Source organism: Streptomyces botrytidirepellens, from assembly GCF_003721215.1.
In the GTDB taxonomy this organism is placed as follows: domain Bacteria; phylum Actinomycetota; class Actinomycetes; order Streptomycetales; family Streptomycetaceae; genus Streptomyces; species Streptomyces himastatinicus.
Window position 1 is genome coordinate 1 of the sequence record NZ_RIBZ01000752.1, and the last position, 9,758, is coordinate 9,758.

9 protein-coding genes and 1 pseudogene are annotated in these 9,758 nt (G+C 73.1%); 7 read left to right on the forward strand and 3 right to left on the reverse strand.

The features are described from left to right. The 3 genes from EEJ42_RS38265 to nudC all read left to right on the forward strand — a co-directional run. Positions 1–1,189, forward strand: a 1,189-nt coding sequence (locus EEJ42_RS38265) for a PD-(D/E)XK nuclease family protein (protein WP_148082176.1), incomplete at its 5' end; no start/stop codon positions are given. Between the two features lie 74 nt (positions 1,190–1,263). Then, positions 1,264–2,667, forward strand: coding sequence for a dipeptidase (locus EEJ42_RS38270; RefSeq protein WP_123106774.1), 1,404 nt, complete (start codon positions 1,264–1,266; stop codon positions 2,665–2,667). Between the two features lie 51 nt (positions 2,668–2,718). Then, positions 2,719–3,654 carry an NAD(+) diphosphatase gene (gene nudC, locus EEJ42_RS38275; protein ID WP_123106775.1) on the forward strand — a complete coding sequence of 312 codons (936 nt, stop codon included), beginning with the start codon at positions 2,719–2,721 and terminating at the stop codon, positions 3,652–3,654. A 14-nt stretch (positions 3,655–3,668) separates the two neighbouring features. Here the strand turns inward: nudC and EEJ42_RS38280 are convergent, their stop codons facing one another. Then, a complete protein-coding gene (locus tag EEJ42_RS38280; protein WP_123106776.1) occupies positions 3,669–3,911 on the reverse strand; it encodes a mycoredoxin in 243 nt (80 codons plus the stop codon). Between the two features lie 183 nt (positions 3,912–4,094). On the opposite strand from EEJ42_RS38280, the gene EEJ42_RS38285 reads away from it, so the two are divergent. From EEJ42_RS38285 to EEJ42_RS38300, 4 genes are all read left to right on the forward strand, one after another. Continuing rightward, positions 4,095–6,380, forward strand: coding sequence for an ATP-dependent DNA helicase UvrD2 (locus EEJ42_RS38285; protein ID WP_123106777.1), 2,286 nt, complete (start codon positions 4,095–4,097; stop codon positions 6,378–6,380). 143 nt (positions 6,381–6,523) lie between these two features. Further along, entirely contained in the window at positions 6,524–6,799 is a 276-nt protein-coding gene (locus tag EEJ42_RS38290) for a hypothetical protein (protein ID WP_009715210.1), read from the forward strand. A 116-nt stretch (positions 6,800–6,915) separates the two neighbouring features. Next, positions 6,916–7,278 (forward strand): WhiB family transcriptional regulator, encoded by a 363-nt coding sequence (locus EEJ42_RS38295; protein WP_123106778.1) that lies wholly within the window; start codon positions 6,916–6,918, stop codon positions 7,276–7,278. Continuing rightward, positions 7,275–7,526: a hypothetical protein gene (locus tag EEJ42_RS38300; protein ID WP_123106779.1), complete on the forward strand. Its 252-nt coding sequence runs from the start codon at positions 7,275–7,277 to the stop codon at positions 7,524–7,526. Before EEJ42_RS38295 ends, EEJ42_RS38300 begins: the two co-directional genes overlap by 4 nt. A gap of 66 nt (positions 7,527–7,592) precedes the next feature. Here EEJ42_RS38300 and EEJ42_RS38305 read toward each other — a convergent pair whose 3' ends face one another. Then, the gene (locus EEJ42_RS38305) at positions 7,593–9,083 is read right to left on the reverse strand and encodes an AarF/UbiB family protein (RefSeq protein WP_123106780.1); all 1,491 of its coding nucleotides are present in this window, start codon (positions 9,081–9,083) and stop codon (positions 7,593–7,595) included. A gap of 74 nt (positions 9,084–9,157) precedes the next feature. Further along, positions 9,158–9,758, reverse strand: a pseudogene (locus EEJ42_RS38310) (ThiF family adenylyltransferase); the annotation flags it as partial.

Sequence of the window (9,758 nt, forward strand, 5' to 3'; positions counted from 1 at the left end):
CCTGGCCCGCCGCCGCCGGGCCGCGGACGCGGTCCTGGCCCATCTGACCCGCCTGGAGGCGGCGGACGGCCCGCCGGCCGGGGACCGGCACGGACCGGTTGCGGACGGCCCGGTCCCGGGCGGCCCGGGACCGCATGGGTCGTTTCCGGACGGTCCGGTGTGGCCGGAGTCGTCGGACGAGGCGGACTGGCCGGAGCCGCCGGACGACCTGGACCCGTACCCGTACGAGGACGAGGAGGCGTACCCGTACGACGCGCCGCCCGACGCCCCGGACCCGTACGACGAGGCGCCCGACGCCCCGTACGCGTACGCGAAGGGCGACCCGTACGACGCCTCGTACGGCGACGAGCACGCGTACCCCCATAACCCGCCCCCCGCGCCGGATGGCGACCTGGCACCAGAAGAGGCGCGGCTGGCCGACTCCTGGGACCGCGACCTGGACGCGCTCGCCGGGGAGCTGCGGCGCGCCCGCGCGACCGTGCACGAGGTGCCCGTACCGCACACCCTGACCGCCTCCCAGCTGATGCGGCTCGCCGCGGACCCGGACGGCTTCGCGCGAGAGCTGGCCCGCCCCATGCCGCGCCCGCCGCAGCCCGCCGCGCGCCGCGGCACCCGCTTCCACGCCTGGGTCGAGTCGCGCTTCGAGGCGCTGCCGCTGCCGTTCCTCGGCCCGGACGAGCTGCCCGGCGGCGAGGACGACGAACCGGAGATCGCGGACGAGCGGGAGCTGACGGCGCTCAAGGAGGCGTTCGCGCGCACGCCGTACGCCCGGCGCACCCCGCACCGCGTCGAGGTGCCGTTCCAGCTGACCCTGGCGGGGCGGACGGTGCGCGGCCGGATCGACGCGGTGTACCGGGAGCCCGCGGCGGGCGCCGGGGGCGGCCAGGGCTACGAGATCATCGACTGGAAGACCGGCCGCTCCCAGGACGCCGACCCGCTCCAGCTGGCCATCTACCGCCTGGCCTGGGCCGAGCAGCACGACCTGCCGCTGTCGGCGGTCTCGGCGGCGTTCCTCTATGTACGCAGCGGGGAGATCGTGCGCCCCGCGGACCTGCCCGGCCGCGCGGAGCTGGAACGCATCCTGACCGGCGAGGCGGACGAGGCGGACGAGGCGGAGGAGCCTGACGAGGCAGGTGATGCGCGCGCGGCCGATGCTGTCCGTAACGCTTTCATCGACGTCGAACCGTGACCGAGGGCGACCGCGGATGAGCGGCCCGGAGACCCAGGCTCTGGCGCTCCCGCGCGCCGGATAGGCTCACATCCATGAGCACCACCCCGGACACGGACAACGCCGTCCGCGCCTTCGTCGACGACCACTACGCGGCCTTCCTCGACGACCTCGGCGCGTGGCTGCGCATACCCTCCGTATCCGCCGACCCCGCGCGCGCCGGTGACGTCCGCCGCAGCGCCCAGTGGCTCGCGTCGCACCTCACCGCGACCGGTTTCCCGGAGGTCGAGATCTGGGAGACGCCCGGCGCCCCGGCGGTGTTCGCCGCCTGGCCGTCCGGCGACCCGGACGCCCCCACCGTGCTCGTCTACGGGCACCACGACGTCCAGCCCGCCGCCCGCGAGGACGGCTGGCGCACCGACCCGTTCGACCCGGTCGTCGAGGACGGCAGGCTGTATGCGCGCGGCGCCGCCGACGACAAGGGGCAGGTCCTCTGCCACACCCTGGGGGTGCGCGCCCACCTGGCCGCGACCGGCCGCACCGCGCCCGCCGTCAACCTCAAGCTGCTGATCGAGGGCGAGGAGGAGTCGGGCTCCCCGCACTTCCCCGAGCTGGTCCGGGCGCACGCCGACCGGCTCGCCTGCGACACCGTGATCGTCTCCGACACCGGTATGTGGTCCGAGGACACCCCGACCGTCTGCACCGGGATGCGGGGCCTCACGGACTGCCAGATCGACCTGTACGGGCCCGACCAGGACATCCACTCCGGCTCCTTCGGCGGCGCGGTGCCCAACCCGGCCACCGAGGCCGCCCGGCTGGCCGCGGCGCTGCACGGCGACGACCGCACGGTGGCCGTCCCGGGCTTCTACGACGGCATCGTGGAGCTGACCGACCGCGAGCGCGAACTCTTCGCCGAGCTGCCCTTCGACGAGGCGGACTGGCTGCGCACCGCGCATTCGCACGGTCTGCTCGGCGAGGACGGGTACACCACCCTGGAGCGGATCTGGGCCCGCCCGACCGCGGAGGTCAACGGCATCTCCGGGGGCTACCAGGGGCCGGGCGGGAAGACGATCGTGCCGTCCACCGCCCAGCTGAAGCTGTCCTTCCGGCTGGTGGCCGGTCAGGACACGGAGCGGGTCCAGCGGTCCGTGCGGGAGTGGGTCGCGGCGTCCCTCCCGGCCGGGATCCGGCACGAGATCACCTTCTGGGGCGCGACCCGCCCCTGTCTGACCCCCTTGGACCACCCCGCCCTTCAGTCCCTGGTACGGGCCATGGGGCGGGCGTTCGACCAGAAGATCCGCTTCACCCGCGAGGGCGGATCGGGACCGGCGGCCGACCTGCGGGACGTCCTGGGCGCTCCGGTGCTCTTCCTGGGCATCTCGGTGCCGTCCGACGGCTGGCACGCCCCCAACGAGAAGGTCGAGCTGGACCTTCTCGCGAAGGGCGCCGAGACGGCCGCCCACCTCTGGGCCGACCTCGCGGAGAATGGACCCGTATAGCTCGCGTATGTACGTAAACCACCCGTTTCGCATGGGGAGTTGGAAGCAGCCGTGACCACCTGGACCGAGCGCGCCGCCACCCGGCCGATCACGCTCAGCGCCCCGAGCGGCATCGACCGCGCGGCGCACCACCGACTGGACGAGGCGTGGCTGGCCGCGGCGTGGAGCCACCCGACGACGCGGGTCTTCGTGGTCTCCGGAGGCCAGGCCCTGGTCGACGACACCCCGGACGGCCGTACCGAGCTGGTCATGACCCCGGCCTTCGAGGCCCCGCCCACCGAGACCCACCGCTACTTCCTGGGCACGGACGAGGACGGGGTGCGCTACTTCGCGCTCCAGAAGGACACCCTGCCGGGCCGCATGGACCAGTCGGCGCGCCCCGCGGGGCTGCGCGAGGCGGGCTCGCTGCTGTCCGAGCGCGACGCGGGGCTGCTGGTGCACGCGGTCGCGCTGGAGAACTGGCAGCGGCTGCACCGCTTCTGCTCCCGGTGCGGCGAGCGCACGGTGATCGCGGCGGCGGGCCACATCCGCCGCTGCCCGGCCTGCGGCGCCGAGCACTACCCGCGCACCGACCCCGCCGTGATCATGCTGGTGACGGACGACCTGGACCGGGCGCTGCTGGGGCGGCAGGTGCACTGGCCGGAGGGGCGCTTCTCGACGCTCGCGGGCTTCGTGGAGCCGGGGGAGTCGATCGAGCAGGCGGTGATCCGCGAGGTGGCCGAGGAGGCGGGCGTCCCGGTCGGCGAGGTCGAGTACGTCGCCAGCCAGCCGTGGCCGTTCCCGTCCAGCCTGATGCTGGGCTTCATGGCCCGGGCCACGTCCTCAACGATCCAGGTGGACGGTGAGGAGATCCACGAGGCGCGCTGGTTCTCCCGGGACGAGCTGCGCACCGCGATCGAGTCCGGCGAGGTGCTGCCCCCGTCCGGGATCTCGATCGCGGCGCGGCTGATCGAGCTGTGGTACGGCGAGCCGCTGCCCCGCGGCTGACCGGTGACCGCTGACTAGGCCCCGACCTTGGCCTTCACCTGGGCGAGGGAGGGGTTGGTCAGCGTGGATCCATCGGAGAAGAGGACGGTGGGCACCGTCTGGTTGCCGCCGTTCGCCTTCTCGACGAAGGCCGCGGACTCCGGGTCGTGCTCGATGTTGATCTCGGTGTACGCGATCCCCTCGCGGTCCATCTGGCCCTTCAGCCGACGGCAGTAGCCGCACCAGGTGGTGCTGTACATCGTCACAGTGCCGGACATCGGTCTTCGCTCTCCTCGGGGTCGTGGCGTATGGGCAAAGGGTGAACGTTCATCTTCCATCGCTCATTCCCAGCCGCATTCCCAGCGGCGCCGCGACCGCGGTGCCCGGCGTTCATATGACCGCATGGTCACGGCTGTGGACAACCGGCGCGCTGGTCCCGGGGTACCTGGCAGCATGGCGGGGTGACACCAGCAACGCACTCCACTCTCTTCCCGCAGGTCTCCACGCCGGGCGCCTACGCGGCCACGCCGCGTGACGCCGACGCGGTGCTGGAGGGGCTCGACCCCGAGCAGCGCGAGGTGGCGACGGCCCTGCACGGGGCGGTGTGCGTGCTGGCCGGGGCGGGCACGGGCAAGACCCGGGCGATCACCCACCGGATCGCCTACGGGGTGCGGGCGGGCATCCTCCAGCCCGCCAGCGTGCTGGCCGTCACCTTCACCAACCGCGCGGCGGGCGAGATGCGCGGCCGGCTGCGGCAGCTCGGCGCGGGCGGGGTGCAGGCGCGCACCTTCCACTCGGCCGCCCTGCGCCAGCTCCAGTACTTCTGGCCCAAGGCCGTCGGCGGGGAGGTGCCGCGGCTGGCCGAGCGCAAGGTGCAGCTGGTCGCCGAGGCAGCCGCGCGCTGCCGCGTCCGGCTGGACCGCAACGAGCTGCGGGATGTGACCGGCGAGATCGAATGGTCGAAGGTCACCCAGACCGTGCCCGAGGACTATCCGGCGGCGGCCGCCAAGCACGGCCGCGAGGCTCCCCGCGACCCGGCCGAGATCGGCCGGATCTACGCCGGGTACGAGCAGCTGAAGCGCGACCGCGGCGTGATCGACTTCGAGGATGTGCTGCTGCTCACGGTCGGCGTGCTGGAGGAGCGGCCGGACATCGCGGATCAGGTGCGCCGCCAGTACCAGCACTTCGTGGTCGACGAATACCAGGACGTCAGCCCGCTCCAGCAGCGGCTGCTGGAGCTGTGGCTCGGCGACCGGCAGAGCCTGTGCGTGGTGGGCGACGCCAGCCAGACCATCTACTCCTTCACCGGCGCCACCCCCGACCATCTGCTGGACTTCCGCACCCGGCACCCCGGTGCCACGGTGGTCAAGCTCATCCGTGACTACCGCTCCACCCCCCAGGTGGTCCACCTGGCCAACGGGCTGCTGTCCCAGGCCCGCGGCCGCGCCGCGGAGCACCGTCTCGAGCTGGTCTCGCAGCGCGACGCGGGCCCCGAGCCGGTCTACACCGCCCACGCGGACGAGCCCGCCGAGGCCGAGGCCACCGCCCGCCGGATCCGCGAGCTGATCACCCCGGTCGGGCAGGGCGGTGCGGGCGTCCCGCCCAGCCAGGTCGCGGTCCTCTACCGGGTCAACGCCCAGTCCGAGCTGTACGAGCAGGCGCTGGCCGACGCCGAGGTGCCCTATCAGCTGCGCGGCGCCGAGCGGTTCTTCGAGCGGCCCGAGGTCCGCGAGGCGGGGATGCTGCTGCGGGGCGCGGCCCGCGCCGGAAGCGCCGACCCGGTGCTGTCCGACGACGACATCCCGTCCCAGGTGCGGGCCGTGCTCGGCACCCGTGGCTGGACGCCCGAGCCCCCCGCGGGCTCCGGAGCGGTCCGCGACCGCTGGGAGTCGCTGGCCGCCCTGGTGCGGCTCGCCGAGGACTTCGCCCGGGGCAGGCCCGGGGCCACCCTCTCCGATCTGGTGGCGGAGCTGGACGAGCGGGCGGCCGCCCAGCACGCCCCGACCGTGGAGGGTGTGACACTCGCCTCACTTCACGCGGCCAAGGGCCTGGAGTGGGACGCGGTGTTCCTGGTGGGGCTGACCGAGGGCATGATGCCGATCACCTACGCCAAGACCGATCAGCAGATCGAGGAGGAGCGTCGGCTGCTCTATGTGGGGGTCACCCGGGCCCGCCGCCATCTGAGCCTGTCGTGGGCGCTCTCGCGGGCGCCCGGCGGCCGCCCCTCCCGCAGGCCCACCCGCTTTCTGAACGGGCTGCGGCCCGGCTCCGCGGCGCCCGCTGCCCGGATGCCCGGCGGTGGGGGCGGAATCGAGCGCGGCACCGGCCCGAGTGCCCCGGTGCGCAAGCGGCGCACCCCGGTGCACTGCCGCGTCTGCGGCAGGACGCTGACCGACGCGGGCGAGATGAAGCTGATGCGCTGCGAGGACTGCCCCTCGGAGCTGGACGAGGCGCTGTACGAGCGGTTGCGCGACTGGCGGGCCGAGCAGGCCGGGCTGCTGGGCCAGCCGGCCTTTTGCGTCTTCACCGACAAGACGCTGCTCGCCATTGCCGAGGCCGTGCCGGGAACCGAATCGGAGCTGTCCGGCATCTCTGGTGTCGGACGACGGAAACTCGGCAGGTTCGGCGACGACGTTCTCGCGCTCTGCGCGGGCCGGGAACTGCCCCGGCCGCACGAGGGTGACGGGGACGTCGAGGGCGAGGGAAGCCAACCGGGTGACCCCGCGGAAAACTCGACGGAAAAATAGTTTGCGCGCGCGGACGGCATACCCATAGCCTTCCGAGCACGGAGACAACGGCCCTTCCGGGAACCGAGGAATCCGTGTTGTACTACGTAAGTCCGGACCGGTTCGCACTGGTCCCCTGAGACGCCGAGAGGAGGCGGAGACCAATGATCAGCTTCATCGAGACCATCAAAATGACCGATCGCTCGGTCCTCGCCACCTGCCCGCTCGGCTCCCCGCTTCCCGGCACCGGTATGCCCGGCGCCAATGAAGCGCGTCTCAGCGAGCGCAGCGAGCGACCGACGCAGGCACCTGCGGTAGCGGCAGCGGCACGGGCATTTGCCTATGCCCTGGCGGCCAATGGTGCCGGATCCCGGACGACGCAGCAGCACCACGAGAAGTGGGCCTTCCGCAGGCTCGAACCCTGGAGTTATCCAGCCTGATTCAGGATCAGGTCGGCACCTTCCAGGGCCGCGGAACCCACACCGGGATCCGCGGTCCTTTTGATTTGCCAGCGCCCGGCCACGAGCCGGACCGAACAGACGAGGAACACGCCACCGTGCAACTCAACGCACACGCCCCGTCCGCAGAGACCGACCTGAACCGCCCGCCTGACTCCTCGGAGGACTCCTTGACCCCCCTCACCGCCCTCACCGAGCTCGATGACGCCATCGAGAGCCTGGGCGTAGCCGTCCCGTGCCGCTCCTACGACCCGGAAGTCTTCTTCGCCGAGTCCCCGGCCGACGTCGAGTACGCCAAGTCGCTGTGTCAGACCTGTCCGCTGCGCGAGGCCTGCCTCGCCGGGGCCAAAGACCGTCGCGAGCCCTGGGGCGTCTGGGGCGGCGAGCTGTTCGTCCAGGGCGTCGTCGTGGCCCGCAAGCGGCCGCGTGGCCGCCCGCGCAAGAACCCGGTCGCGGCATGAGCACCCCCGGCACCATCGATCGCCCAGCGACGCACGAGCCCATGAAGCAGGTCCCGACGATGACCCCACCGGTCTCCGACACACCCACACGCCATCACTCCGGCGCGCCCGAGTCGCGCCAGAACAGGACCCGAGAAATGCAACTCATCCCAGAAGCCCTGGCGCGTGCGCATATGCGCCTGCACCGCAGCGCGGGGCGTGCCTCGCTGCGCGCCCGTCGGGCGCTGGCCACGGCGGTCATGTCCTGACGCGACCACGCGTCGACACGGAGGGCCGGTCCGATGCGGACCGGCCCTCCGGCCGTTTCCGGAACCTCAGGCCGAGGTCTCCGCGTCCTCGGCCGCCCGCTCCGCCGGGACCTCGGCGTCCTCGGCCTCCCCGTCGGCCTCGGCGTCCCTGTCGGTCTCACCGGACTCATCGGCCTCGGCAGTCTCATCGGCCTCGGCAGGCTCGTCGGTCTCATCCGCCTCGGCGGCGAAGCCGGTGACCCAGGCCTCGAGTTCATCCCGCAGCCGCACCGTGGCGCCCAGCTGGCACAGCACCCCGATCGTGCTCAAGGTCACCCGGTGGATCAGCAGATAGGCGGGCGGCAGATTGAGCTGGTTGCCCAGCTCGTAGACGGGGGAACCGCGGTCGGCCATCCGCGCCGCCTGGCCGCGTATCCACTGCCTCTCGAAGTGGAATGCCTCGACCTGGGCCGGCTCCAGCATCGGCAGCAGGAACTCCAGCAGCGCGTCAGGATCCAGCTCGATCGTCGGTTTGACGAACCCCTCATCCCGCATCAGGTCGTAGACCCCCGCGGCGTCGCCCTCCAGCGCCATCCGCAGCGCGATGCCGATGGGCTCGGGCAGCCCCCCGGGGAGCCGGTCCACCGAGCCGAAGTCCAGGACGCCCAGCTTCCACTGCTCCGGCGGCCCGTCCGGGGCGTCCCCGGTGAGCAGCCGGAAGTTTCCGGGGTGCGGATCGGCGTGCAGCAGGCCGGTGCGGGACGCCCCCGAGAACAGGAAGCGGGCCAGCAGCTGACCGGCCCGGTCACGCTCCTCGGGCCTGCCCTCGGCGATCACCTCGGAGAGCGGTATGCCCTCCAGCCACTCGGTGATCAGCACCTGGTCGCCCTGGTGCACCACCTCGGGCACCACGATCTCCGTGTCCTCGGCGTACTCCGCCACATGGGCGCGCTGGGACTCGGCCTCCAGCTCGTAGTCCAGCTCCTCGGCCACCCGGTCGCGCAACTCCGCGATCAGCGGCTTGATGTCCATGCCCGGCACCAGCGGCCCCAGCACCCGGGCGAACCGGCTCAGTTGACCGAGGTCGGACAGCAGTGCCTGACCCGCCCCCGGGTACTGCACCTTGACCGCGACCTGACGCCCGTCATGCCAGACCGCCCGGTGCACCTGCCCGATCGAGGCGGCCGCCGCCGGCTTGTCCTCGAACTCCAGGAACAGCTCCTGCCACTCCGGGCCGAGCCGCTCCTCCAGCGCCGCGTGGACCGTGCCGGTGGGCATGGGCGGCGCGGCCTCCTGGAGCTTGGTGAGCGCCGCCCGGTAGGGCTTGGCGATCTCCTCGGGCAGCGCCGATTCGAAGACCGACATCGCCTGCCCGAGCTTCATCGCCCCGCCCTTGAGCTCGCCGAGGACCTTGAACATCTGCTCGGCGGTGCGCTGCTGCATCTCGCGCGCGACGATCTCCGCCGGTCGCCCTCCTATCCGCTTCCCCAGCCCCCAGGTGGCGCGCCCCGCGAATCCCAAGGGCAGCGCCGCCAGTTTGGCGGTGCGGGTGATCGCCTTGCGCGGCAGATCGGACATGCGCCCTCCAACTACAGCTGAGCCATCCCGGGAGCGGCCTCCCGGACCCCCGTCGCCCACTCCGCGGACGTCGGTCACCCGCACATTGTGGCGTGCGGTCTCTCCGCGGCCGAGGCGTATACCGCATCATCCCGCCCGGCCGCTCCGCACTCGCATCCGGGATGCGCCTCGACGCGCTCGGCCTGCCAGGAGAGGGCGGGCAGCGCCAGCTCCCAGCGGGCCGCCGCGCCCCCGGGCAGTCCGCCGTCGAGGAAGGCCAGCGTCCGGGAAGCGGCGAGCCCGGCCACCACCGTGGCCAGCGCCGTATCACAGGCGGGCGCGGCACCGCGGCGGCCGGACCGCCACTGGGCCAGCATCCTCGGCCACACCGGCTCCCGCTCGGCACGGGCCGCCGCGGCGCAGCCCGCACAGGGGGTGACGCCCGGCAGGACCAGGGGCCCCACCACCCCGGTGCCCTCGATCACCCCCGCGTACAGATGGGGTGTGCCGGAGGCGAGCAGCGGCTCGGCGGCCGCCGGATCCGGTGCGTACGCCGCGAGACCGTCGCGCGGGGCGATCACCACCAGGGCCAGCCCGGGCTCCCTGCCGGGCGGGGGCTCCCTGCCGGGCGGGGGCTCCCCGGTCCGCGCGCGGGGCCGCGGGCCCGGCGCGGTCCGGCGCACCATCCGGCGCGCG